Origin of the sequence: Flavobacterium sp. (assembly GCF_044369455.1) — a bacterium.
In the GTDB taxonomy this organism is placed as follows: Bacteria; Bacteroidota; Bacteroidia; order Flavobacteriales; family Flavobacteriaceae; genus Flavobacterium.
In genome coordinates, this window is sequence record NZ_JBIPLW010000012.1 from 42,301 (window position 1) to 66,844 (window position 24,544).

The 24,544-nt window shown below is 34.3% G+C and carries 23 protein-coding genes; 16 read left to right on the forward strand and 7 right to left on the reverse strand.

The features are described 5' to 3' along the window. Positions 1-25: 25 nt before the first annotated feature. Positions 26-919: a DUF4349 domain-containing protein gene (locus ACIQ2L_RS11215; protein WP_396158802.1), complete on the reverse strand. Its 894-nt coding sequence runs from the start codon at positions 917-919 to the stop codon at positions 26-28. Between the two features lie 218 nt (positions 920-1,137). Here ACIQ2L_RS11215 and ACIQ2L_RS11220 point away from each other — a divergent pair, with 218 nt between their 5' ends. The 3 genes from ACIQ2L_RS11220 to ACIQ2L_RS11230 are packed head-to-tail and all read left to right on the forward strand — an operon-like array spanning position 1,138 to position 5,741. After that, entirely contained in the window at positions 1,138-2,421 is a 1,284-nt protein-coding gene (locus tag ACIQ2L_RS11220; RefSeq protein ID WP_396158804.1) for an anthranilate synthase component I family protein, read from the forward strand. Between the two features lie 21 nt (positions 2,422-2,442). Next, on the forward strand, positions 2,443-3,753 hold the full coding sequence (tilS, locus tag ACIQ2L_RS11225; protein ID WP_396158806.1) for a tRNA lysidine(34) synthetase TilS: 1,311 nt from the start codon (positions 2,443-2,445) through the stop codon (positions 3,751-3,753). After that, entirely contained in the window at positions 3,753-5,741 is a 1,989-nt protein-coding gene (locus tag ACIQ2L_RS11230) for a cytochrome c biogenesis protein CcdA (protein WP_396158808.1), read from the forward strand. Before tilS ends, ACIQ2L_RS11230 begins: the two co-directional genes overlap by 1 nt. A gap of 26 nt (positions 5,742-5,767) precedes the next feature. On the opposite strand, the gene ACIQ2L_RS11235 is transcribed toward ACIQ2L_RS11230, so the two are convergent. After that, the gene (locus ACIQ2L_RS11235) at positions 5,768-6,292 is read right to left on the reverse strand and encodes a hypothetical protein (RefSeq protein WP_396158810.1); all 525 of its coding nucleotides are present in this window, start codon (positions 6,290-6,292) and stop codon (positions 5,768-5,770) included. A 333-nt stretch (positions 6,293-6,625) separates the two neighbouring features. On the opposite strand from ACIQ2L_RS11235, the gene ACIQ2L_RS11240 reads away from it, so the two are divergent. Next, positions 6,626-8,950 carry an ATP-dependent helicase gene (locus tag ACIQ2L_RS11240; RefSeq protein ID WP_396158811.1) on the forward strand — a complete coding sequence of 775 codons (2,325 nt, stop codon included), beginning with the start codon at positions 6,626-6,628 and terminating at the stop codon, positions 8,948-8,950. Positions 8,951-9,041: 91 nt separating this feature from the next. After that, complete coding sequence (locus ACIQ2L_RS11245) at positions 9,042-9,662, forward strand: L-threonylcarbamoyladenylate synthase (RefSeq protein ID WP_396158813.1); 621 nt, start codon at positions 9,042-9,044, stop codon at positions 9,660-9,662. 113 nt (positions 9,663-9,775) lie between these two features. On the opposite strand, the gene ACIQ2L_RS11250 is transcribed toward ACIQ2L_RS11245, so the two are convergent. The 3 genes from ACIQ2L_RS11250 to ACIQ2L_RS11260 form a co-directional block, all read right to left on the reverse strand. Beyond that, on the reverse strand, positions 9,776-10,612 hold the full coding sequence (locus tag ACIQ2L_RS11250) for a flagellar motor protein MotB (RefSeq protein ID WP_396158815.1): 837 nt from the start codon (positions 10,610-10,612) through the stop codon (positions 9,776-9,778). A 78-nt stretch (positions 10,613-10,690) separates the two neighbouring features. Then, a complete protein-coding gene (locus ACIQ2L_RS11255) occupies positions 10,691-11,686 on the reverse strand; it encodes a glycosyltransferase family 2 protein (protein WP_396158817.1) in 996 nt (331 codons plus the stop codon). A gap of 44 nt (positions 11,687-11,730) precedes the next feature. Further along, a complete protein-coding gene (locus tag ACIQ2L_RS11260) occupies positions 11,731-12,192 on the reverse strand; it encodes a type I restriction enzyme HsdR N-terminal domain-containing protein (protein ID WP_396158819.1) in 462 nt (153 codons plus the stop codon). A 90-nt stretch (positions 12,193-12,282) separates the two neighbouring features. On the opposite strand from ACIQ2L_RS11260, the gene holA reads away from it, so the two are divergent. From holA to ACIQ2L_RS11305, 9 genes are all read left to right on the forward strand, one after another. Further along, positions 12,283-13,287, forward strand: a complete 1,005-nt coding sequence (gene holA, locus ACIQ2L_RS11265; protein ID WP_396158821.1) for a DNA polymerase III subunit delta — start codon at positions 12,283-12,285, stop codon at positions 13,285-13,287. Between the two features lie 92 nt (positions 13,288-13,379). Then, positions 13,380-14,510, forward strand: a complete 1,131-nt coding sequence (locus ACIQ2L_RS11270; RefSeq protein ID WP_396158823.1) for an NAD(P)/FAD-dependent oxidoreductase — start codon at positions 13,380-13,382, stop codon at positions 14,508-14,510. Between the two features lies 1 nt (position 14,511). Next, on the forward strand, positions 14,512-15,240 hold the full coding sequence (locus ACIQ2L_RS11275) for a methyltransferase domain-containing protein (RefSeq protein ID WP_396158825.1): 729 nt from the start codon (positions 14,512-14,514) through the stop codon (positions 15,238-15,240). A gap of 17 nt (positions 15,241-15,257) precedes the next feature. After that, complete coding sequence (locus tag ACIQ2L_RS11280) at positions 15,258-16,310, forward strand: type III polyketide synthase (protein ID WP_396158827.1); 1,053 nt, start codon at positions 15,258-15,260, stop codon at positions 16,308-16,310. Positions 16,311-16,313: 3 nt separating this feature from the next. After that, positions 16,314-16,739: a 3-hydroxyacyl-ACP dehydratase FabZ family protein gene (locus ACIQ2L_RS11285; RefSeq protein ID WP_396158829.1), complete on the forward strand. Its 426-nt coding sequence runs from the start codon at positions 16,314-16,316 to the stop codon at positions 16,737-16,739. Further along, complete coding sequence (locus ACIQ2L_RS11290; RefSeq protein ID WP_396158831.1) at positions 16,740-18,011, forward strand: beta-ketoacyl-[acyl-carrier-protein] synthase family protein; 1,272 nt, start codon at positions 16,740-16,742, stop codon at positions 18,009-18,011. A gap of 3 nt (positions 18,012-18,014) precedes the next feature. Continuing rightward, positions 18,015-18,269 carry an acyl carrier protein gene (locus tag ACIQ2L_RS11295; protein ID WP_396158833.1) on the forward strand — a complete coding sequence of 85 codons (255 nt, stop codon included), beginning with the start codon at positions 18,015-18,017 and terminating at the stop codon, positions 18,267-18,269. Beyond that, positions 18,266-18,766, forward strand: a complete 501-nt coding sequence (locus ACIQ2L_RS11300; RefSeq protein ID WP_396158835.1) for a 4'-phosphopantetheinyl transferase superfamily protein — start codon at positions 18,266-18,268, stop codon at positions 18,764-18,766. Before ACIQ2L_RS11295 ends, ACIQ2L_RS11300 begins: the two co-directional genes overlap by 4 nt. A 40-nt stretch (positions 18,767-18,806) precedes the next feature. Next, on the forward strand, positions 18,807-19,862 hold the full coding sequence (locus ACIQ2L_RS11305) for an NAD(P)-dependent alcohol dehydrogenase (protein ID WP_396158837.1): 1,056 nt from the start codon (positions 18,807-18,809) through the stop codon (positions 19,860-19,862). A gap of 253 nt (positions 19,863-20,115) precedes the next feature. Here the strand turns inward: ACIQ2L_RS11305 and ACIQ2L_RS11310 are convergent, their stop codons facing one another. Together ACIQ2L_RS11310 and ACIQ2L_RS11315 are read right to left on the reverse strand one after the other, a co-directional pair. After that, positions 20,116-20,904 (reverse strand): PhzF family phenazine biosynthesis protein, encoded by a 789-nt coding sequence (locus tag ACIQ2L_RS11310; protein WP_396158839.1) that lies wholly within the window; start codon positions 20,902-20,904, stop codon positions 20,116-20,118. 481 nt (positions 20,905-21,385) lie between these two features. Continuing rightward, positions 21,386-22,117, reverse strand: a complete 732-nt coding sequence (locus ACIQ2L_RS11315; protein ID WP_396158841.1) for an outer membrane beta-barrel protein — start codon at positions 22,115-22,117, stop codon at positions 21,386-21,388. 483 nt (positions 22,118-22,600) lie between these two features. Here ACIQ2L_RS11315 and ACIQ2L_RS11320 point away from each other — a divergent pair, with 483 nt between their 5' ends. After that, positions 22,601-23,137 (forward strand): hypothetical protein, encoded by a 537-nt coding sequence (locus tag ACIQ2L_RS11320; protein WP_396158843.1) that lies wholly within the window; start codon positions 22,601-22,603, stop codon positions 23,135-23,137. A gap of 48 nt (positions 23,138-23,185) precedes the next feature. Further along, complete coding sequence (locus ACIQ2L_RS11325; RefSeq protein WP_396158845.1) at positions 23,186-24,532, forward strand: TolC family protein; 1,347 nt, start codon at positions 23,186-23,188, stop codon at positions 24,530-24,532. Positions 24,533-24,544: the final 12 nt, after the last annotated feature.

The following is a 24,544-nucleotide window of genomic DNA, read 5'->3' on the forward strand; positions in this document are numbered from 1 at the left end:
GTTCAATTTCTTATAAATGGTTTTGCTATTTTTTAACAAACTTTCTATAACCAAATAGGCCAAGAATAACGATTAAAATTAGAGCCCAAAGTTGCGCTATAAATGCAATAATCGCTTCAAACATAAACCAACCGGTTTTTAAACTATCCCAGACTTGCAGGCCAATATGAGGTCGATAGGCATTGATACTTTTTTCATTGGCTACCATTTCTTGCACCACGCTTTCTCTTTGATATAAATATAAAGTCACCGTGCTAAAATTTACTTGATCTTCTAAGCTGAGGTTTTTTAGAACGGTTTCATCACTTTCAGTTTCTAGGTCTAAAACTTTATCTTCGGCATTGGTAATGTCATTTAATTTTTTGCCTTTGGTATCAATTCCTTTTTCCAATCGTTTTTGATGCGAGGTTAATCTTTTTTGTGCCATTTTATTCGATAAGAGTTGCAAAGCCACATCATCGGCTTTAATCAATCGGCTGTCAAGAAATGCCACTTCTTTTACCATCGATTTTAGAACGGTGTCTAATTGGGTATTTGGAACTCTTAATGTTATGGTATTATCAACCGTAAATCGTGTCGTTTCTAAAGTGCTGTCCTGACTGATTTTGGTTTCCGATTTTTCGTTGATGGTACTTTTTAAATCCGTAAACGTTACAAAGCCACCATTTTTCGCCACGATGTTTTCAATGGCATAAGTCGATTTGGCTACATTTTTCACTTTGAATTTTAAATCGGCCGTTCGAACAAATTTTCGATTACTTTCTTTTTTTACTACAGCCGCATTGGAGGAAGTAGTTTCAACACTGACACTGTCAGCAGCCGTTTCAGCACTGGCTTCATCTGAAGTAGTAGCTTGTTTACACGCAAAGGCAAATCCAAGTAGGAGTACTGCCAAACCCAATTTTGATACTTGTTTCATTTTACATTCAATTTAAATAGTTATTAATAGATTACCACTCTGGTATTTATTTTTCAATAAGATCAGTGTAATTTTCTATCAATAATGGATAAATGAATTTTGGGTTACTTACTTTCTTAACTCCTACTAAAAAGCGTGCCAAAAATTTTGGTTTTTTACTTTAACAGTTAGAATTATTTTTATCGTAATTTTGAGTGCGATAAAAAAAACACAGGGCTTTGAGAACCGTTATTTCCAAAAAAATTGAAAATCCAGAAGTATTCAAATGCCAATTGTTGCTTTGGTCACAACAATTTAGGGAAATTATTTTTTTAGATTCCAATGATTATCCTCAAAAATATTCCAGTTTTGACTGTGCGCTTGCCGTGGATGCTTTTACAGCTATTAAAACCGATTACCTCAATGCTTTTGACGACTTAAAACAATACCAGCAACAAACCAAAGATTGGCTTTTCGGCTATTTATCGTATGATTTAAAAAACGATACTGAGAAATTGCATTCCAACAATTTTGATGGTTTGCATTTCCCCGATTTGTTTTTCTTCCAACCCAAGAAGTTGTTTTTTTTAAAAGGAAACGAACTCAAAATGCATTACTTGTATTTATGCGATGATGAGATTGAAAGCGATTTTGAAGAAATTCAAAACTCGCAACCCGCAACCCGCAACCCTCAACCTGCCACAATAAAACAACGCATTTCCAAAGAGAGCTATCTTTCAAAAGTACGTTCAATGCTCGAACACATTCATCGTGGTGATATCTATGAAGCTAATTTTTGTATGGAATTTTATGCCGAAAATGCAACGATTGACCCTTCAGATATTTATCAGAAACTCAATAGTATTTCTAAACCACCCTTTGCAACATTCTTCAAAAATAACCAATATTATTTGCTTTGTGCTTCTCCTGAACGCTATTTGAGAAAAGAGGAAAACAAAGTGATTTCTCAACCCATCAAAGGCACGGCCAAGCGTTATTCGGATTCTGTTTTAGATGAAAACTCCAAAAAGGAATTATCAGAAAACCCAAAAGAACGTTCCGAAAACATTATGATTGTGGATTTGGTTCGTAATGATTTATCGCATACCGCCACCAAAGGTTCTGTAGAAGTGGAAGAGTTGTGTGGCGTTTATACGTTTAAACAAGTGCACCAAATGATTTCTACTGTGATTTCCAATCTAGAAAGCACAACATCACCAGTAGAAATCCTTCAAACTACTTTTCCTATGGGAAGCATGACGGGAGCGCCCAAAATCTCCGCCATGAAAATTATAGAAGAATTAGAGGAAACCAAGCGCGGTTTATACAGCGGCGCAGTGGGTTATTTTACTCCAACCCATGATTTTGATTTCAATGTGGTCATCCGAAGTATTTTATACAATGCCACAGAAAAATATGTTTCCTTTTCTGTGGGAAGCGCCATTACGGCACAATCCATTGCCGAACTGGAATATGACGAATGTTTGTTGAAAGCCAAAGCGATGTTTGAGGTACTTCAATAGAAATAATTACTACTTTTGACTATGCTTACAAAATTCCAAAATCACATCATTACCAACTTCCCTTTTTTGCTAAAAAGCAGGTTTTTTATTGCCGTAAGTGGTGGAATCGATAGTATGGTTTTGGTACATTTATTCCAACAGGTGGGTTATCCTTTTGCTATGTTGCATTGTAATTTTCAATTGCGAGGAAAAGAAAGCGATGACGATATGAAATTTGTTATGAAATATGGCGATAAATATCTAATTCCATGGTCGGTTGGACATCTTGATACAAAGGGTTATGCCAAAGAAATGAAAGTTTCCATTCAGGTTGCTGCAAGAGAACTTCGCTATGATTGGTTTTATGAACAACTAAAAGAAAAAGGTTTCGATTACATATTAACGGCTCATCATCTAGATGATAGTTTAGAAACTTTTTTAATCAATTTTACTCGTGGTTCTGGTTTAGAAGGATTGACTGGAATTCCGGAACAAAATGATAAAATCATCCGACCTTTATTGCCTTTTTCCAGAAATGAAATTGAAGCGTATGCACAGGAAAACAAGATTGCTTGGCGTGAAGACAGCAGTAATGCTTCGGATAAATACTTGCGAAATAAATTCCGTCACGATGTTATCCCAATAGTAAAGGAAATTAATCCAAATTTTTTGGTTTCGTTTGAAAATACCATAAGCTATTTAAAACAAACACAATCATTGGCAGCAGATGCTTCAAAAAGTTTGTATTCAAAAGTAGTGACCAAAAACGAAAACCAAATTTCAATCGACTTGCTAAAACTATTGAAATATGAAAATTACAAGTCCTATTTGTTTGATTGGTTGCAACCCTTTGGTTTTTCCGATTGGACAGCTGTTTATGATTTAATCCACGCACAATCAGGAAAACAAGTACATTCTGAATCGCATACGCTGCTAAAAAATAGAGAAACTTTGCTATTGTTTCCAAAGCAAGAGATTACAAATGATGTGGTTTATTGGATACAAAAAGGACAAAAAGAAGTTAAATTTCCCTTAAAACTTTCCTTTTGCAATGTAGATGACATTTCTCATGAGCCAACTAATACTATATTTGTTGACGAAGAAACATTACAATTTCCTTTATTAATCAGAAAATGGCACGAAGGCGATTTGTTTTTCCCTTTTGGCATGACTGGCAAAAAGAAATTGAGTAAATATTTCAAAGACGAGAAATTTTCTTTACTAGACAAATCAAATACGTGGCTTTTGTGTTCGGATAATCAAATTGTTTGGGTTGTTGGAAATAGGCAGGACGAACGGTTTAAAGTTACCGAAACCACAACTAGAATTTTAAAAATAAATTATACAATATAATGAAGAAAGTACTTTTTTTTCTTTTGATTTTTTTGGCTTTCGCCAATGCCAATGCTCAAATCGTAAAACCGGTAAAATGGACTTCTAAAGTAGAGCAACTATCCGATTCTGAGTTCAATTTGGTAATGGAAGGAAAAATAGATGAAGGTTGGCATTTGTACTCTCAATTTACCCCTGAAAATGGTCCGTTGCCAGCCGAGTTTACTTTTGAAAATGCCAAAGGAAACTACGAATTGGTAGGAAAGACAAAAGAAAGTGACTATAAAAAACAATACAACGATGTCTTTGAAGTGGACGAATATTATTTTGAAAAGAAGGTTACTTTTATTCAGAAAATTAAAATATCGAATCCAAAACTTACTTCTATCAAGGCCAAAATTGATTTTCAAGTCTGCAAAGATGTTTGTATTAATGGCGATAATACCTTTACTTTTCAATTGCCAAAAATAGAGGCATCAACTCTTGATCAACCTGTTTCAAGTTCTGTTACAGCTGTAGTTGATACTACACAAATAGTTCCTGTATCAGTAAAACCAGCAACAGTTACCGAAATTGTCGCACCAAAAAAAGCAGAGGATAAAGGATTGTGGACTATTTTCTTTTTGGCATTTCTAGGAGGTTTTGCCGCTTTGTTAACACCCTGTGTTTTCCCAATGATACCTATGACGGTAAGCTTTTTTACCAAACAAAGTAAAAATCCAGCTCAAGGAAAGCGCAATGCGATTCTTTACGGAATTTCTATCATTGCCATTTATGTGGTTTTAGGATTAGCAATCACAGGGATTTTTGGTGCCGATGCTTTGAATGCATTATCAACCAATGCTTGGTTTAATGTATTTTTCTTTTTGTTATTAGTAATTTTTGCCGTTTCTTTCTTGGGTGCATTTGAAATTATGTTACCCAATTCTTGGGCGAATAAAGTAGACAAACAAGCGGATAGAGGCGGAATTATTGGCATACTTTTCATGGCATTGGCCTTAGCGATTGTTTCCTTTTCATGTACTGGACCCATTGTGGGAACACTTTTAGTCGAATCAGCTTCAAAAGGTGGCATTGCGCCAATTGTAGGAATGCTTGGTTTTTCTTCCGCATTAGCGTTGCCATTTATGCTGTTTGCCATGTTTCCAAGTTGGATGAATTCCCTACCAAAATCGGGTGGATGGTTAAACACGGTTAAAGTTTCTCTTGGATTTTTGGAATTGGCACTTGCCTTTAAATTTCTATCCAATGCCGACTTGGTTTTGCAATTGCACTTATTAGAAAGAGAAGTCTTTCTAGCTATTTGGATAGCCATTTTTGGAACTTGGGCATTGTATTTATTGGGCAAAATAACAACACCACATGATATCTCACTAACCCATATTTCTGTGGGAAGATTGTCATTGGGATTGTTGGTTTTAGCTTTTACCGTTTATATGATACCGGGTTTATTTGGTGCGCCATTAAAATTAATTAGCGCGTTTCCACCGCCACAATCGTATAGCGAAAGTCCAATGGGTTTTCTTGGAAGTCCAGCCGAAAGTAAGCAAGATTTACCCGATGGTGCAAAAATTGGCGAACATGGAATTATCACATTCACAGACTATGAAAAAGGATTGGCTTATGCTAAAAAAGTAAATAAGCCAGTTATGTTAGACTTTACTGGTTTTGCTTGTGTCAATTGTAGAAAGATGGAAATCAATGTTTGGTCTGATGAAAAAGTGTTGAACCATCTTAAAAATGATGTGGTTTTAATTTCATTATATGTAGATGATAAAAGAGAATTACCAAAGAACGAACAGTTTATCTCTAAATCTACGGGTTCAGAAATAGTAACCATTGGCGATAAATGGACTGATTTCGTTATCACTAGATACAAAACCAACACACAACCGTATTATGTTTTAACCGATTTGAAGGAGCAAAAATTAAACGAACCCATTAGCTACACCCCAGATATAAAGGAATATTTGGCTTGGCTAAAAGACGGAATTTCAAAATTTAAATAAATAAAAACCTATATTAAAGGTCTTTTTTATCCTAAAACGTCAGTAACTTCACTTTTTAAATAGCTCAAAGCTAAAGTACTCGCCGATTGTCCGTCGAGCATACTGCTTAGTATTTTTTCCCTTAATTGGTCTGCATTGGTAACAGTTGCATCTAAAGTAGTTTTTCTAATGTTTTGAATGATGGTGTTTTTGGCAGTCAAAACCATAGTCCAGCATTGATCGGTAATATAAATCTGCTGGGTCAAATTATGCTCATACTCTTGCTCGATATGATGTATCAAAAGGTTTTGATAATCTAATTTGTCATCGTTTAATGGCGCTACTCTAATGAGTAACTTTGCTGGACTAATGCGTTCCAAAAACAACGCCAAACGTTCATATGCTTGCAAACGCAACGGCAACGATTGTTTTTGGTTTTCTTTTTGTATTAACCAGCGTCTAGTATTTTGTTGGTCAGAAAAGTAAGATTGAAATAAATAATAGGCAACACCACCCGTTATCAATGCAGGTAATGTGTAAAAAGCAAGTTCAAGAATTTTATCAGAATTCATAAGTAATATTGACTTAAATTGTTGACAAATATAATAGAAATACACTGAATTATATATTGGAATTTAGGTTTAGTAGCGTTAAATTTGTCTTTTATAATTTTAAAATTCGGTTCTACCACTATTTGAGTGGGTTTTTATATTTAAAAAAAGGATAGATAGAAAACCATTAAGAAATTAAGTTACATTAAGCCTTAATTAGCTTAATTTCTTAATGGTTTTAGTTTGCTATTTTACTTTTATAAATGTTTGGTTTTAATACCAAGCATAAGTTTCAGTAGTAATACCTTTAGTTTTATAATAAAAATTCTCAATAACTTAGCCACTTTTCAAATAATGCAACAATACATTTCCCAACTCAACGAAGCGCAACAAGAACCGGTTTTGCATAAAGACGGACCGATGATCATCATTGCAGGTGCAGGTTCTGGAAAAACGCGCGTGTTGACGGTGCGCATTGCCTATTTGATGAGTTTGGGTGTGGATGCGTTTTCTATTTTGGCACTCACCTTTACCAACAAAGCAGCACGCGAAATGAAAAAGCGTATCGGCGATATTGTGGGTGCAGCCGAAGCCAAAAATCTTTGGATGGGAACGTTTCACTCCGTTTTTGCTCGAATTCTGAGAAGCGAAGCCGATAAGTTGGGCTTTCCTTCCAACTTTACGATTTATGATACCCAAGACAGTGTTCGATTGATTTCGGCCATCATCAAAGAAATGCAATTGGATAAAGATGTTTATAAACCCAAACAAGTATTGGGCAGAATATCATCGTATAAAAACTCTTTAATTACCGTAAAAGCATACTTCAATAATCCCGAATTGCAAGAAGCGGATGCCATGAGCAAGAAGCCACGCTTGGGTGAAATCTATCAAAATTATGTAGAGCGATGTTTCAAAAGTGGTGCGATGGATTTTGATGATTTATTGCTAAAAACCAATGAATTACTCAACCGTTTTCCCGATGTGTTGGCCAAGTACCAAGACCGTTTTCGATATATTTTGGTAGATGAGTACCAAGATACCAACCATTCGCAGTATTTGATTGTACGTGCCTTATCCGATAGATTTCAGAATATTTGTGTTGTTGGCGATGATGCTCAAAGTATCTATGCCTTTCGTGGTGCGAATATCAATAACATTCTCAATTTTCAAAAGGATTATGACAATGTGAAAACCTATCGTTTGGAACAGAATTATCGTTCTACCAAAAACATAGTAGAAGCTGCCAACTCGATTATCGATAAAAACAAAACCAAACTCGAAAAAGTGGTTTGGACCGCTAACGATTTCGGACCCAAAATAAAAGTCCAACGCAGCATAACCGATGGAGAAGAAGGCCGATTTGTAGCCAGTGAAATCTTTGAACAAAAGATGCGCAACCAAATGCGTAACGGACAATTTGCTATTCTATACCGCACCAATGCGCAATCGCGTGCTATGGAAGATGCCTTGCGAAAACGCGATATTCCGTATCGAATTTATGGTGGATTATCATTCTATCAACGAAAGGAAATTAAAGATGTGTTGTGCTATTTGCGCTTGGTCATTAATCCAAAAGACGAAGAAGCTTTGGTTCGGGTTATCAATTATCCGGCACGTGGAATAGGCGATACGACAGTCGAAAAACTAACCGTTGCAGCCAATCATTACAAACGTTCCCTATTTGAGGTCATGGAAAATATTGATAAGATTGACTTAAAACTCAATTCGGGAACCAAACAAAAAATTGAAGATTTTGTCACTATGATTAAGAGTTTTCAGGTTATCAACGAACAGCAAGATGCTTTTGTGTTAACCGAACATGTGGCCAAAAAAACAGGATTAGTTCAAGAACTCAAAAAAGACGCAACGCCCGAAGGTATTGCTCGTATTGAGAATATAGAAACCTTGATGGGCGGTATTAAAGATTTCATCGAAGGACAACGAGAAATTGACGGTGCTCGTGGTGCTTTATCCGAGTTTTTAGAAGATGTAGCTTTGGCAACCGATTTAGACAAAGACACTGGCGACGATGATAGAGTAGCGTTAATGACAATTCATTTAGCAAAAGGATTAGAGTTTCCTTATGTGTTCGTGGTGGGAATGGAAGAAGATTTATTTCCGAGTGCGATGAGTTTGAATACCCGAAGTGAACTCGAAGAAGAGCGCCGCTTGTTTTATGTGGCATTGACGCGTGCCGAACATCAAGCGTATTTAACCTATGCACAATCCCGTTACCGTTGGGGAAAACTCACCGATGCCGAACCTTCGCGGTTTATTGAAGAAATCAAGGATGAGTATTTAGAATATATCAATCCAATGGATACTGGATATCGATATAAACCAAGCATGGATTTGGATATTTTTGGCGACGTAGATAAATCCAAGCTAAGATTAGCGAAACCAGTTGGCGGAACACCACCCAAAAGAAATGATAATGAACCCATTCCTTCAGCAAATATTCGTAAATTGAAACCTGTTGGCAATGCACCGAGCAATACTAATTTGTTTGATAGCAAACTAACCATTGGAAATGTCGTAATGCACGAGCGCTTTGGCAAAGGTGAAATTGTTAACCTTGAAGGAGTTGGCGCTGATAAGAAAGCCGAAATCAAATTTGAAGTAGGCGGAATTAAGAAGTTGTTACTTCGATTTGCCAAGTTGGATGTGATAGGATAATAAAATAGTTTAAAGTTGTTTAAAATGGTTTAAAACCGTTTAACAAAACAACTTTACACTATTAAACAATTTTAAACTTTTAAACTAATAAATGGCCGAATTCATCAAAATATACGAAGACAAACCCAGCGAAACTTCCATCAAAAAAGTAGTCGATGTGTTGCGTAATGGCGGTTTGGTGATTTATCCAACAGATACTGTTTATGGATTAGGTTGTGATATTACCAATACCAGAGCGCTGGAACGCATTGCCAAACTAAAAGGCATTAAGTTAGAAAAAGCCAATTTTTCTTTTGTTTGTCATGATTTAAGCAATTTATCCGATTATGTAAAACAAATTGATACCGCTACTTTCAAGATATTAAAACGAGCTTTGCCTGGACCGTATACTTTTATTTTGCCAGGCAATAACGATTTGCCCAAAGAGTTTAGAAAGAAAAAAACCGTCGGTATACGTATACCCGACAATAATATAGCTTTAGAAATAGTTAGAATGTTAGGAAATCCTATCGTTTCTACTTCCATTCACGATGAAGATGCCGTTTTAGAATATTCTACCGATCCAGAATTAATCTTTGAGAAATGGCAAAACCATGTTGACTTAGTTATTGATGGTGGCTATGGCGATAATGTGGGTTCGACCATCATAGACTTATCGGGTTATGAACCAATAGTTGTTAGAGAGGGAAAAGGCGACCCGGATATTTATTAAAAAGAAAATAGAGAAAAGAGTATAGAAGTTATTATTTAATAAAAAACGTCCCGATTTCTCGAAACGTTTTTGTCTATTCTCTATGTTCTATATTCTATTTTCTTTTTAAAAAACTATTTCTTTTGATTCTTCATTTCTTTTTCAATCATTTCATAGAATTCATCAATTTTAGGAAGTACAACAATTCTTGTTCTTCTATTGATAGCTCTGTTATCGACTGAATTATTTTCAACCAATGGAATGAATTCACCTCGTCCTGCAGCAATCAATTGCGCCGGATTAACACCTAATTCTTTTGTCAATACTCTAATGATAGCAGTGGAACGTTTTACACTCAAATCCCAGTTGTCAAGCAGTACGCCTGTTCCAGTGTAAGGAACATTGTCGGTGTGACCTTCCACCATACATTCAAATGTGGGTTTGTCATTAACAACTTTGGCCACTTTACCTAAAATTTCTTTAGCTCTATCACTCACAGTATAACTACCGCTTTTGAATAATAATTTATCAGCTATAGAAATAAAAACTACTCCTTTTTCTACGTTAACTTCAATATCTGGATCAGAAATTCCAACAGAGCTTTTCAAACTTGTTACTAATGCTAATGTTACACTGTCTTTTTTAGTCAAAGCATCTTGCATTCTGGAAATTTTCAAATCTTTTTCTTTGATGGTTTCCAATGCTTTTTCAATATTTTGAGCACCTTTTGTAGACAAAACAGTCATCTCTTTTGAGCTGTTTATTAAATCTGAATTGTTTTGCTTCAAATATTCAGCTTGCTTAGCAAGGGCATCTTTTTCAGAAAGGCATACATTCAGTTTTACTGTTGTTGAATTCAATAAATCTTGACATTCTTTGTTTTTTGCTTCTAATGCGGCAAACTGCTTCTTCGAAACACACGAAGTCAATGTTAAAAGAACTAACGAAAGGGCAACAATTACTTTTTTCATAAGGTAGAATGATTAAAATTTTAACAAATTTACGAATTATATTAGATTATAAGAGAATATATAAATGATAAACTCTTGTTAAAATAGCTTTCCAAAAATAGTGCCGTTCTTCACGAAGTACTTGTAAACAATACTTTTGATGTAATAATAATTTTCAGATTGGGGTGCCTTCCTTTTCTTCAATGTTTTGTTTATTAAATGATAATAGTGAAAATGAGCTTTAATAATTACCCAAAAATGATTAAATTTTCCTTTAAAAAGAAATTGTATCCCAGCCAAACCATCGAGCAAAAGACGCACAAAAATAATTGAAACCAATTTATTTTTCGGTAAATTTTTAGTAAGCATCAACAACGAGTTTCTAAAGTTTAAGAAAGTTTTTTTAGGATTGCTCTCATGTAGTGTTGCACCACCAACATGATATACTACCGATTTTGAAGTATATTTCGCTTTGTAACCCAAGTTAAAAGCACGCCAACACAAGTCAATCTCTTCCTGATGCGCAAAGAACTCACAGTCAAAACCATTTAGTTTTCGATAAATTTCTTTCCGAATAAAAAAACAGGCACCACTAGCCCAAAAAATTTCGGTTTCGTCATCATATTGTCCGTTGTCTTTTTCAAGCGTGTCAAAAATTCGACCTCGGCAAAAAGGATAACCAAATTGGTCAATATAACCTCCTGCTGCACCAGCGTATTCAAAGTAATCTTTTCGTTTATAATCTAAAATCTTGGGTTGTATGATACCAATTTTCGGTTCAGAATCAAAAATAGATAGGATAGGAGTAAGCCAATTTTTGGTAACTTCAACATCTGAATTTACAAGAGCATAATACTCTTCTTCCACCTGCTCCAAAGCCACATTATAACCTGATGCAAAGCCATAATTTCCATCATTCTGAATAATAGTAACAGATGGAAATTGTGCTGTAATCACTTCAATTGAGGTGTCAGTAGAAGCATTATCAACAACATAAATTTTAGCTTCATCAGAATACTCCAAAACAGAAGGCAAAAATTGCTCTAACAATTTAGCTCCATTCCAGTTTAATATTACGACGGCTATTTTTTTCAAAAGTGGATTTTATTTCATACCGTTCGGCCTTTGGCCTCGGGTGGTTATTTGGTTATTTGACTATTTGAAAAAGCTGGTAATTCATTTAAAAAAACGTATTGCTCTTTCTCAAAATCCATTTGACAAAAGTAATGATTTAGTCCATTAGTAACCATTAGGTATTGCGCCTTAAGTTTAAGGTTATAACGCGCTATTTGATCAAAAGTATTTTGTGTAATTTTAATATCTGGAGCTTTGCATTCAATCAATAAAAACAATTCGCCATTGGGATGAAAAACGACAGCGTCATAACGTTTGTTAATATCATTTATCTTAATTAATTTCTCAACATTAATATACGATTTTGGATATTTTTTCTCTTGTAATAAAAATTGAACGGTGTGTTGACGAACCCATTCTTCGGGTGTAAGGATGATAAACTTTTTCCTGATGTCATCAAAAATAGACACTTTATTTTCACTATTTTTGAAGCGAAAGTTATAGGAAGGAAAGTTGAGTTGCTGCATTAAGCAAAGATATATTTTTTTAGAGAAAAGAATATAGAACATAGAAAATAGACAAACTGCCAACTGCGACTGAACACTGAACACTAAATAATGGACGAAGTACTAAAAATAATCAACGATATCAAAGCAGGTAATATTAAGCCCATCTATTTCTTGATGGGTGAAGAGCCTTATTATATTGATAGAATCACCGAATATTTAGAGGAGAATCTTTTGACAGAAGACGAAAAAGGGTTTAACCAAATGGTACTTTATGGTCGTGATACTACAATTGATGATATTGTGGCAAATGCCAAACGTTACCCAATGATGTCAGAACGTCAAGTAGTTATTGTGAAAGAAGCTCAAGAATTATCCCGAACAATTGAACAATTAGAGAAATATGCTGAAAATCCGCAACCTTCAACCGTTTTGATATTTGCTTATAAATACAAATCGCTCGACAAACGTAAAAAAGTGACCAAGACATTAGAGAAACATGGATTGGTTTACGAAAGTAAAAAGATGTACGAAAATCAAGTAGGTCAATGGATTAAGCGTGTATTACAGGGAAGAGGTTACACTATTGAACCCAAAGCCATGGCGATGCTTGTCGAATTTCTCGGAAATGATTTGAGCCGAATAGCCAACGAATTGACCAAACTCGAAATAATTCTACCCAAAGGAAGTACCATAACTCCCAACCATATTGAAGAAAATATAGGATTTAGCAAAGACTTCAATGTATTCGAATTTAGAAAAGCGATTGGTGAGAAGAATCAATTAAAAGCATATCAGATTGCCAACTATTTTGCACAGAATCAAAAAGACAATCCAATTGTTATGACCAACGGATTGGTATTTAGTTTCTTTTCGGCACTATTACAATATCATGGCTTGAAAGATAAATCTCCATCCAATGTTGCTAAGATTCTGAGAGTAAGTCCTTATTTTGTTAATGATTACATCGCCGCTGCACACAATTTTCCAATGAAAAAAGTAAGCACTATTGTTGGAAAACTCCGTGATGTTGATGTAAAAAGCAAAGGTGTTGGCGCTAATGCTGTAACACAAGGTGATTTGTTAAAAGAATTGCTAGTGTGTATTTTTAATTAATTACATGCTCCATTCATAAAACTATGATTTATATAATTTTTTAACAGAACTATATAAATTGTTTCGTTTTCAATTGTTTAAATTTACCCACAATGGAAAGTAGCGAAGTAATAATAATTGGTGGAGGTTTGGCAGGTTTGACCGCTGCTATTCATTTGTCTTCCCTTGGACATCAAGTTGTTGTTTTTGAAAAGAATGGGTATCCAAAGCATAAAGTTTGTGGCGAATATATTTCAAACGAAGTAGTGCCCTATTTAAAATGGCTCAAACTTAATTTAGATGATTTATTTCCCACTAAAATCAACAAACTGCACTTTTCTACTACTAACGGAAAAAACATTACAGCTACTTTGCCTTTAGGCGGATTTGGTATTAGCCGATATTCATTAGACAATTATCTCTTCCAAAAAGCGGTTGACAATGGTTGTCAAATTATTCAGGAGACAGTTGAAAATATTGAATTTTCGGATGATTTTTTCACAATCACAACGTCTAATGCACTAAAATTCAAATCAAGAATTGTTCTCGGAGCTTTTGGTAAACGCTCTTCAATCGACCAAAAGATGCAGCGGGATTTCATCAAAAAAAAATCTCCTTGGCTAGCTGTAAAAGGACATTATAAAGGCATTTTTCCAGATGATGTCGTTGGGCTGCACAATTTTAAAGGCGGTTATTGTGGCGTTTCTAAAGTTGAAAACAACGTAATCAATATTTGTTATCTAGCCGATTATGATTCGTTCAAAAACTATAGAAATATAGAAGAATATCAAGTGGCTGTTGTAGAAAAAAATCCCAATTTAAAATCGATCTTCAACTCAATAACCCTAGTTTATGAAAAGCCTTTAACCATTAGCCAAATATCTTTTTCTTCAAAAAATGCTGTTGAAAATCATATTTTAATGATAGGCGATACTGCTGGTTTGATACATCCTTTATGCGGTAACGGAATGGCAATGGCGATTCATAGTGCAAAAATTGCATCTGAATTGGTAGCTAAATACTTGAGTAATGAAATACCAACGCGACCAGCCCTAGAGGAACACTATACACAACAATGGAACCATAATTTCAAACAACGATTGCATATCGGAAGTCTATTGGCATCATTACTACAAAACCCTAAGCTTTCCGCAGTAATCTATCGCATGGTAATCGTTTTTCCATTTCTTTTACCTCTAATAATTAGCAAAACGCATGGCAAACCAATAATTATAAATTCCTAACATGTTTATCAATACTTCACATCGAACAGATCAACCTGAAATCATGGATGATTTTCAAATGAAAGGCGCTATGTTGAAAGACGCTTTAGATAAAATCGCCAAAATCAATCAATTTTTAGGGGGAAACAAACTCACGCTGGAAGGTCTAAAAAGTATCCTCAAAAATAATCAATCGAAACAGAAAATAACTATTGTTGACGTTGGTTGCGGTAATGGTGATATGCTAAGAACCATTGCTGATTATGCAGAAAACAATGAATTGGATGTCGTATTGGTTGGCATTGATGCCAATCAGTTTACAGTTGATTATGCCAAAAAATTATCAGTCTGTTATCCAAACATTAGTTATCGTTGCGAAGATATTTTTAATAAATCATTTGAAAAAGTACATTACGATATTGTTTTGTGTACCTTAACACTTCATCATTTTAAAAATGATGAAATTATAAAAGTACTCAACCTATTCAGAACCAATGCAAAACTAGGAATGGTAATCAATGATTTGCAAAGAAGTACCATTTCCTATCGATTGTTTCAGGGGTTGTGCTTTATCTTTAGATTGAATACTATGGCAAGAAAAGACGGTTTAGTATCCATTTTAAGGGGATTTAAAAAACCAGAGCTGGAACAATTCTCTAAAGAATTAGAGTTCAAAAATTATTCTATAGAATGGAAGTGGGCCTTTCGATATCAATGGATAATCAACACAAAGCAAGAAATTAAAATATAATTATAAAGAACAGCCAAATGAGTGTTAGGATAAAAGCCGTAGCGAAAGAATTACCAAAATATTCAAGAACAACCGAAGAAATCATACCCCTTTTGGAAGGTTGGCTTGTCGGACAGGAGGATCGTTTTATCCGTAAAGTAAAAAAAATATTCGAAGGTGCTATGGTTGATCAACGGTATTCCATCATGGAACCTCTGGAAGTTTTTACCCACACCTCTTTTGAAAAACGTAATGCCATTTATGTTCGCGAAGTAATAACTCTTGGAGAAAAAGTGTTAGATAAAGCACTGAAGAAAGCCAATTGGAAACCGGAGACTTTAGATTATATTATTACCGTCAGTTGCACCGGAATCATGATACCATCGGTTGATGCCTATTTAATCAATTCACTAAAACTTCGTCAGGATATTGTCAGGTTACCAGTTACCGAAATGGGTTGTGCTGCGGGTATATCGGGTATGATTTACGCCAAGAATTTCCTTCAAGCTAATCCAGGGAAACGTGCAGCAGTGATAGCGGTCGAAAGTCCAACGGCAACATTTCAACTCGATGATTTTTCGATGGCCAATATTGTTTCTGCAGCTATCTTTGGTGACGGTGCTGCTTGTGTTTTACTTTCTTCACATGATGAAGATAAAGGTCCAGAAATACTCGCCGACGATATGTATCACTTTTACGATGCGATTCACATGATGGGTTTTAAGTTGGTAAATAGTGGTTTGCAAATGATGTTGGATGTTGAAGTTCCAGAAACTATTGCTTCTCATTTCCCCGATATAATTCATCCATTTTTAGAAAAAAATCAACTAAAAATTGAAGATATCGACCATTTAATATTTCATCCTGGCGGAAAAAAAATTGTACAAACGGTTGAAGATTTGTTTTCTGATTTAGGTAAAAATATTGATGATACTAAAGAAGTCTTACGATTGTATGGCAATATGTCAAGCGCTACCGTTTTATATGTTTTAGAACGTATAATGGACACTAATCCTAAAAAAGGCGAAAAGGGATTGCTCTTAAGTTTTGGACCGGGATTTTCAGCACAACGAATGCTAATAGCGTTTTGAATAATGTATAGGAATATAATCGATAAGCTGCCGTATTCAAAACCTTTTCTCTTCGTGGATGAGCTTCATCATATAAACGAAAATGGAGTAGAAGGTACGTTTACATTCAATGCTGATTTAGACTTTTATAAAGGACACTTTAAAAATAATCCAATTACGCCTGGCGTTATTTTAACCGAAGTTATGGCACAAATTGGAGTTGTTTGTCTTGGAATCTATTTATTAGGAAATGACTTCAATTCGGAATCTAAAGTCGCACTTACATCGTCTGAAATAGAATATCTTAAACCCGTTTATCCAAACGAAAAAGTTACTGTAATTTCAGAAAAAGTGTATTTCAGATATAGCAAACTAAAATGCAAAGTAAAAATGCTCAATGCCAATGGTGAAGAAGTTTGCCAGGGTACACTAGCCGGAATGATATTATAAATGAAAAGAAGAGTGGTGATAACAGGTCTTGGAATCGTAGCTCCAAACGGAGTTGGGCTCGATGCGTTTACCTACGCCATAAAAAACGGTATTTCAGGCATAAAGCACAATCCTGAATTAGAACGGTTACAATTCGCTTGTCAAATTTCGGGAACACCTGAGATCTCGGAAGCATTAAAAAGAGACTATTTTACCGAACTAGAATTACGAAATTTTAATTCAACTGGAATTTTATACGGAGTCATTGCCGGAATAGAGGCATGGAAAGATGCGGGTTTGCAAATCGAACAAAACGAAAATCCTGATTGGGATTCGGGAACCATCTTCGGAACCGGAACTTCGGGTATAGAAAAATTCAGGGAAAGCATTTATAAAATAGACGATTTTCAAACCCGAAAATTGGGAAGCACTGCTGTAGCACAAACAATGAATAGTGGTGTGAGCGCCTATATTAGCGGAAAGCTTGGCTTAGGCAATCAGGTTTCAACGAATTCCTCAGCTTGTACGACAGGAACCGAAAGTATTCTAATGGCATACGAACGAATTAAGGAAGGAAAAGCCAAACGGATGCTTGCTGGAAGTACCAGCGACAGTGGACCTTATATTTGGGGTGGTTTTGATGCGATGAAAGTGTGCACTTTTAAACATAATGAAACTCCAGAACAAGGTTCGAGACCAATGTCGGCAAGTGCTTCAGGATTTGTTCCCGGAAGTGGTGCTGGAGCTTTGGTTTTGGAAGATTTAGAATCGGCTATGGCTCGTGGTGCCCGAATTTATGCCGAAGTTTTAGGAGGTAATGTAAACTCGGGTGGGCAACGTGGCATGGGAACAATGACAGCACCAAATGCTGTAGCGGTGCAAAAATGTATTCGAGATGCCATGACTGATGCCCAAATAACTTCGGATGCAATTGATGCCATTAACGGACATTTGACGGCGACAAGTAAAGATGCTTTAGAAATTCAAAATTGGAGCGAAGCATTGAACCGAAACGGAATTGATTTTCCATACATCAATTCTTTGAAATCGATGGTAGGACATTGTTTATCGGCTTCAGGAAGTGTTGAAAGTGTGGCTTCGGTATTGCAGTTGTATCAAGGATTTATTTTTCCAAACACAAACTGCAATGATGTACACCCCGAAATAACCAATTGTATTGATGCTTCTAGAATTCCGCAACAACGAATTGAAAAAGATATCACTATCTTAGCCAAAGCCAGTTTCGGTTTTGGTGATGTGAACGGATGTGTGATTTTAAAAAAATATAAGTAAACTATGGATAAAGCAGCTATAATTGAAAAGCTAAAGACTATTGTAAAACCGTTTGTCAAAAATGAAGAAGCGTTTAATAGTATCAATGAGAATACCGATTTTATTGCTGATTTGAATATTAATTCGGCAAATTTAGTTGATATAGTTTTGGATGTTGAAGAAGCATTTAGCATTGAAATTGATAACCAATCAATGGAGCAAATGTTGACAATCAAAGCGGCACTAACTATTATTGAAACAAAACTAGCCGAAAAATGATAGGAAATGACGTTATCGATTTGGCGCTGGCACGAAAAGAAAGCAATTGGAAACGCTATGGGTTTTTAAATAAAATCTTTACAACACAAGAGCAAGCATTAATAGCAAATGCTCAAAATCCTGAAAGTACCGTTTGGAGTTTGTGGAGCAGAAAGGAAGCGGCCTATAAAATTTATAACCGTCAAACACAAATAAGAGGGTATATTCCTATTCAGTTGGAGTGTTTTGATTTAGAACAAAAAGATGGAGTACTTTTCGGAAAAGTAGTTTGTTATGACGCTATTTATTTCACGAAAACCTACATTACTTCTGAGTATATAGAAACAATTGCTGTAGTTCAAATGGATGATTTCAAGAATTTAAAATACTTAAATTCGAAAGTGGCCATTAGTAAAATAAATGGCATTCCAAATTATTACGATACGGAAAATATGATATTAAAACCACTTTCCAAAAGCCATCATGGACGTTTTGAAAAATGTATCGGTTTCATTTAATTTTACTTACTTTTAAAATATAAACATCAACAATAAAAAAATGGAAACAACTAATGTAAAAGCATTCGGTACCGAAAGTACTACTGCACCGCTAAAAGAAATGAGTATTGCCCGAAGAGTAGCATTACCCAAAGATATCGAAATTGAAATCTTGTATTGTGGCGTTTGCCATTCCGATTTACACACGGCACGAAATGATTGGGGATTTACCACCTATCCGGTAGTTCCTGGTCACGAAATTGTGGGCAAAGTAACCAAAGTTGGAAATGAAGTTAGCAAATTAAAAGTGGGTGATTTTGCTGCGGTTGGTTGCTTGGTCGATTCGTGCCGTATGTGCAGCAGTTGTGAACAAGACTTAGAGCAATATTGTTTAAACGGATGGGTTGGTACTTATGGTGGTCAAGACAAATATCTGGGTGGATTTACACATGGTGGTTATTCTGAAAAGATTGTAGTCGATGAAGATTTTGTTTTGAAAGTACCGTCTAATTTAAACTTAGCAGCTGTTGCACCTTTGCTTTGTGCCGGAATCACAACATGGTCGCCATTGCGTCACTGGAAAGTTGGTAAAGGAAGTAAAGTAGGCGTAGTCGGGCTAGGAGGATTAGGACATATGGCTATAAAACTCGCCAAAGGATTAGGAGCCGAAGTAACACTTTTTTCAAGAAGTTCAGATAAAGAAAAAGATGCGATGCATTTAGGAGCTGATGCTGTAATCATTTCTACAAATGCAGATCAAATGGCGTCAGTGGTAGGTAAATTTGATGTCATTATTGACACGGTACCTTATGTTCATGATATCAATCCGTATATTTCAACATTGGCCATTAGCGGAACTCATGTTATAGTGGGTTATTTGGGAGGATTAGAGCCTTTTTTAAATACAGTTCCAATGATTATGGGTAGAAAATCGGTTGCCGCTTCTTTGATTGGAGGCATAGCTGAAACTCAGGAGATGCTTGACTTTTGCGGTAAACACAACATCGTTTCTGAAATTGAAATCATAAAAATGCAAGAAATTAATGAGGCCTATGAAAGAATGCTAAAAAGTGATGTTCGTTATCGATTTGTTATAGATATGGCTTCGCTTAAATAAATTAGAAATTGTAATTACTATTCTCTTTACTATTTTTTTTGTTTTATGATTTTTTGAACTGTTGTGTTTTCAACAGGCTTTGCTTTTATAAAATTTGTCGAATTTTTTTGGCATTTCCGCTAACTTTCGCCTGATTCATTCTGTGTCGAAGTTTTACCGCTTTGTTGTAAAGATATGTGAACTTTTGTCTGAATATTTTCCGGCTAAGAATAATACAATCTGCCATTACGCGAAAGTGCTATTGGCAGTAATTTTATTCTATCCAAAAGTGTCCAATTGAGTATGTTTTTGCTTTCCCACTAATTACAACACGATTTCCTTTGTCTTCACAATATAGTTTTCCCATTCGCTCTGACACTTGAAGTGCATAAAGGTCTTTTTTATTGAGTCTTTCTGCCCAAAAAGGAATTAGGGAACAATGTGCTGAACCAGTTACAGGATCCTCCAAAATTGATGCTTGAGGAGTAAAAAATCTTGAAACAAAATCACACGCATCACCAATTGCTGTTACAATTACTCCACCAGGATCAAGATTAATTTCATCAAACAATTGTCGGTCAATTTTAATGTTCCTAATTTCTGTTTCGTTTTCGTAAACTAACACATAGTCTCTTGCTTTTAAAACTTCTTTTGGTTTTATGTTTAAAGATTTTAAAATCGACTCTGGCAAATTATCAGCAGTAGGCATTCTTGAAGGGAAATCCATTTTGTACGTGTCTTTTTGAACCAAAACGTTTAAATCTCCACTTAAAGTTTCAAAAATAATTTTATCGCTTTTGTAATTAAGTAGTGTCTTTAAGCAATGAGCAGTTGCCAGAGTTGCGTGTCCACACAAATCCATTTCAATTTCAGGAGTGAACCACCGTAAATGAATTTTATCTCCTTTGGATACAAAAAAAGCAGTTTCAGCAACCGCATTTTCTTTCGCTATTTTTAACATTATATCTTCAGGTAACCATGCTTCAAGAGGTACAACACAAGCTGGGTTTCCACCAAATGTGTGGTCTGTGAATGCGTCAATTTGATAAAGAGTATATGTCATTTTATGTTTTTTTAAATTACTGGTATGTTCTGCAGCTTGGCGCAGTTGAGAGTTTTGGAACTTTTCATTTTCTGTTAAAGATAAAAATTCTTGCGAAACGTAAACATGAACTTACAACAAAATTCGCAATTAAATAAAATCCTTTTTGCACACAATATTCCAAATAAATCCCTTTTTTTCAATTTATTTATTTGTTTTTATTGACTGTTTATTTTTTCCTTTACGATGTGACATTTTATCCTTGATTAGGTTATAAATACAATCAATCTATTTCAAAATAAAATCTTTTTAAAACTAAAATTATGGGTGCAACACCTACTGAGGGAAAAAAGAAAACTTTTAAAGTAAAATTTTAAAGAAAAGTTTAAAGAAGCATTTATAGAAGATTATATTAATGTAGTCTATCTGTCGTTTTATTTTGAAGTCTTCGGTACTTACAAAAAATAAACTTTCTTCTACTAAATTAATAAGAAGTCAAATTTTAAAATAAATAAGCAAACGCTAATCCAATGTTGAAAGTAAGTAAGGAAGGGTTATAGGTTCTTGTGTAAGTTGTTGATGTTCCTCCTTCTGGAGTATAAACAGTTTTATTATTTTTAAATGACAAAAATCCATTCGATAAATTAAACGATGGCATTAATGCAAAGTGTTTGCCTAGTTTTGATTTTAACCCAATACCTATTTCATAGGCAAAACCAAATGAATTGCCGGATTCTATGCTAATCACCCTTGTGTTGCCTTGATTTGTTGCATCCACATTAATTTCTGGCGAAGTACCATACATAAAACCAATCAATCCTTTGGGCAATATGCTAATTCGTTTTGTTATCGGGAACACATAAAACATTCCCACATAAGCAGAAGTAAACTGCCAATTTTTACTATCAACTTTATAATCTACGGATGGACTAATATTATTTAATTCAACAGCAAAACTATTGGCATCAGTCGAGAAAGATTGATATCGAATTACAGCTGCTGCACCATAGTTTTTCTTAATATGATAACCTGCATTAAAATCAAATTTGGTTCCTGTATTTGCAAAACCAGAATTTTTACCAAAAGAGTTTAAATCTACATCATTGTCTTTAAAATCGCCTAATGGAAAACTTTTTCCGTAAGAAAGACCTATAAAATATTTTGGTTCTTCGTTTTGGCTATAGATGGTCTGAATGCTTAATAAGAGTACTAAAAGTAATATTAGTTTTTTCATTTTTAATAAAGAGTATATGTTTATAAAAGCACCTTTTTTTTGTAAACATTGGTTTTAATAAGATTCTATTTGTGGTAATTAATTACAATTTTTTTGAATACTTAGCGCTAAATATAATTAGACAAGCAAAAATAATAAAATAGTTGTAATAAGAACAAAAAAAGTTGTGAGACGAAAAAATAGTATAGTAAAGTCTAGCACGCAAATTGTGATTAATTTTTTAAAAATCTAACGTATTGATTTGCAATTTCTACTTACTATTTAGATTAAAACAAATTTATATACAAATAGAACATTTTTGAAAACAATTCGTTGCTCACTATACTTGGGGTCACTTTATCAATAAAAATCGACAAGAAGTGTTAAAATATTGATGTAAACCTTTTTGGAATTTTAAATTTAATAACATATAAAATTTGCGAGAATTTGTTAATTTTCTTATTATTGCTTTCTTTTAATCATTAAAAATCAATACATAGAAAGATGAGTGCAACTATTGACGAAACCAAAAAGAAAAGTTTTAAAGAAAAGTTTAAAGAAGAATTCATTGAATACTGGATAAATGTCCTGTATTTGTCGTTTTACTTTGGGGTGTTTTTCACCTATAAAAGATTGGTATTGGCACATTATGAAATAGATTATAAAGAGTATGGTGCTGCTCTAATAAGTGCTTTAATTTTAGGCAAAGTAGTATCTATTATTGGGTTAACTAAGATAGGCAGAAAAACTAGCGAGGGTCATTTAGCTTTATTAACTACTTATAAAACTTTTGCATTCACTCTTTGCATTATAGTTTTTAACGTATTGGAGAAATTTATTGTTGGTTTTTATAACACTTCCACTTTTGACGGAGCAGTCAGTAATATAACTCATGAACTTTTTACCTATGAATATCCTGCTCGTTTGTTAATTATTTTTAGTTCATTTATACCGTATTTTGCAATGAAAGAACTCTCCAATGCGGTGGGTCATAAAAAAGTAATTGACCTTTTTTTTAAAGGAAGTAATAAAGTAAATTAAAAAGTATTATTATTTTTAAGCTTAAAAAAAAATAATAGCCAACACCTAATGATGACTAATTTTATCAAAAAAAAAATCAAAATTTATTTCCTTCTAGTGACGCTATTTTGTTCTGGGAAAAGCGTGATTTATAGTCAACAGAATGATTTAAACAACACAAGACCAATTCAACTAGAAGAAGCTATTCAATTAGGAATTCAAAATAACCGACAACTTAAAGTTGCCAATACTAATGTCGCTATTGCAAACGAAGATTTAAGTCAAGCTAAGATTTCTAAAGCACCACGGTTTGGTCTAAATATAGACTACAACTATATCGGTAATCCAAAAATATTTGAAGGATTTTATGACAAGAGTGTCACGGTAGATTATTTTGATTATCAAACTGTTGGAACACTTGTTGCCTCAATGCCTTTATATTATGGTGGATTAATAAAAAATAAAATTGAAAGTCAAAAATTGGTAACACAAATTCAGGAAACGGTTGTTAAAATGACCGAAGCGGAAGTGAAGTTAGCCATAACACAACAGTTTTTTACCTTAGAAAAATTATACCAACAAATTGAAGTGACAAAACAAAATATTAGTAACACCGAACTGCGAATCAAACAGTTAAAATCTCGTGTTGAAAACGGACAAAATCTTAAGAGTGATTTGCTAAGAACAGAGTTGCAACAATCAAATTTTCAGGTTTCCGTATTTCAAGATGTCAACAACATTAAATTGGTTAGTAATTATTTAGACATTTTAATAGGTCTTCCTACAGATACTGTGCTGAAACCTGTTTTAGTGGAAAACATATTGCCATCAAAAGAATTAACTATTGAAGAAATACTTGCCGAAGCATATCAAAACAGGTATGAAATAAAACAATCAGAGATTAATGTTAAATTATACGAATCGTTTTTGAACTCAACTAAAAGTGGTTTCAAACCAAATCTTAGCGCCAACTTTATTTTTAATTCGCAGTATCCAGCCCAGTGGCCAAATTTTACAAACAATACCCTTAATTTTTGGGCTGCAGGACTTTCTTTAAGCTGGGATATTTCTAGTTTTTACAACCTAAAACATCGAGTAGGAAGTGACAAATTACAAATTGATAAAAGCAATACACAACTACAAATTGTTAAAGATGAAATTGATAAAGAAGTGAAAAAAGCTACTGTACGATATGCAGAAACTAAAAAAAACATCCCTACTTTTTTAAAGAATGTTGAACTAGCTCAAAATCATTATAAGATAATAAAAAGTCGATATGATAATGATTTTGCACTTATCAGTGATATGGTAGATGCCGAAGTGCAATTGAATTCTGCAAAAATATCACTTATCAATGCCAATCTAGATTTGATTATTCAATTCTATTCTCTGAAATATGCCATGGGTAAACTTTAAACCAATATCACT

Coding starts and splice junctions, on each gene's coding strand:
- ACIQ2L_RS11215 (WP_396158802.1), bottom strand. CDS start 919: ATGAAACAAGTATCAAAATTGGGTTTGGCAGTACTCCTACTTGGATTT.
- tilS (WP_396158806.1), top strand. CDS start 2,443: ATGCTTACAAAATTCCAAAATCACATCATTACCAACTTCCCTTTTTTG.
- ACIQ2L_RS11230 (WP_396158808.1), top strand. CDS start 3,753: ATGAAGAAAGTACTTTTTTTTCTTTTGATTTTTTTGGCTTTCGCCAAT.
- ACIQ2L_RS11235 (WP_396158810.1), bottom strand. CDS start 6,292: ATGAATTCTGATAAAATTCTTGAACTTGCTTTTTACACATTACCTGCA.
- ACIQ2L_RS11240 (WP_396158811.1), top strand. CDS start 6,626: ATGCAACAATACATTTCCCAACTCAACGAAGCGCAACAAGAACCGGTT.
- ACIQ2L_RS11245 (WP_396158813.1), top strand. CDS start 9,042: ATGGCCGAATTCATCAAAATATACGAAGACAAACCCAGCGAAACTTCC.
- ACIQ2L_RS11250 (WP_396158815.1), bottom strand. CDS start 10,612: ATGAAAAAAGTAATTGTTGCCCTTTCGTTAGTTCTTTTAACATTGACT.
- ACIQ2L_RS11260 (WP_396158819.1), bottom strand. CDS start 12,192: ATGCAGCAACTCAACTTTCCTTCCTATAACTTTCGCTTCAAAAATAGT.
- holA (WP_396158821.1), top strand. CDS start 12,283: ATGGACGAAGTACTAAAAATAATCAACGATATCAAAGCAGGTAATATT.
- ACIQ2L_RS11270 (WP_396158823.1), top strand. CDS start 13,380: ATGGAAAGTAGCGAAGTAATAATAATTGGTGGAGGTTTGGCAGGTTTG.
- ACIQ2L_RS11275 (WP_396158825.1), top strand. CDS start 14,512: ATGTTTATCAATACTTCACATCGAACAGATCAACCTGAAATCATGGAT.
- ACIQ2L_RS11280 (WP_396158827.1), top strand. CDS start 15,258: ATGAGTGTTAGGATAAAAGCCGTAGCGAAAGAATTACCAAAATATTCA.
- ACIQ2L_RS11285 (WP_396158829.1), top strand. CDS start 16,314: ATGTATAGGAATATAATCGATAAGCTGCCGTATTCAAAACCTTTTCTC.
- ACIQ2L_RS11290 (WP_396158831.1), top strand. CDS start 16,740: ATGAAAAGAAGAGTGGTGATAACAGGTCTTGGAATCGTAGCTCCAAAC.
- ACIQ2L_RS11295 (WP_396158833.1), top strand. CDS start 18,015: ATGGATAAAGCAGCTATAATTGAAAAGCTAAAGACTATTGTAAAACCG.
- ACIQ2L_RS11300 (WP_396158835.1), top strand. CDS start 18,266: ATGATAGGAAATGACGTTATCGATTTGGCGCTGGCACGAAAAGAAAGC.
- ACIQ2L_RS11305 (WP_396158837.1), top strand. CDS start 18,807: ATGGAAACAACTAATGTAAAAGCATTCGGTACCGAAAGTACTACTGCA.
- ACIQ2L_RS11310 (WP_396158839.1), bottom strand. CDS start 20,904: ATGACATATACTCTTTATCAAATTGACGCATTCACAGACCACACATTT.
- ACIQ2L_RS11315 (WP_396158841.1), bottom strand. CDS start 22,117: ATGAAAAAACTAATATTACTTTTAGTACTCTTATTAAGCATTCAGACC.
- ACIQ2L_RS11320 (WP_396158843.1), top strand. CDS start 22,601: ATGAGTGCAACTATTGACGAAACCAAAAAGAAAAGTTTTAAAGAAAAG.
- ACIQ2L_RS11325 (WP_396158845.1), top strand. CDS start 23,186: ATGATGACTAATTTTATCAAAAAAAAAATCAAAATTTATTTCCTTCTA.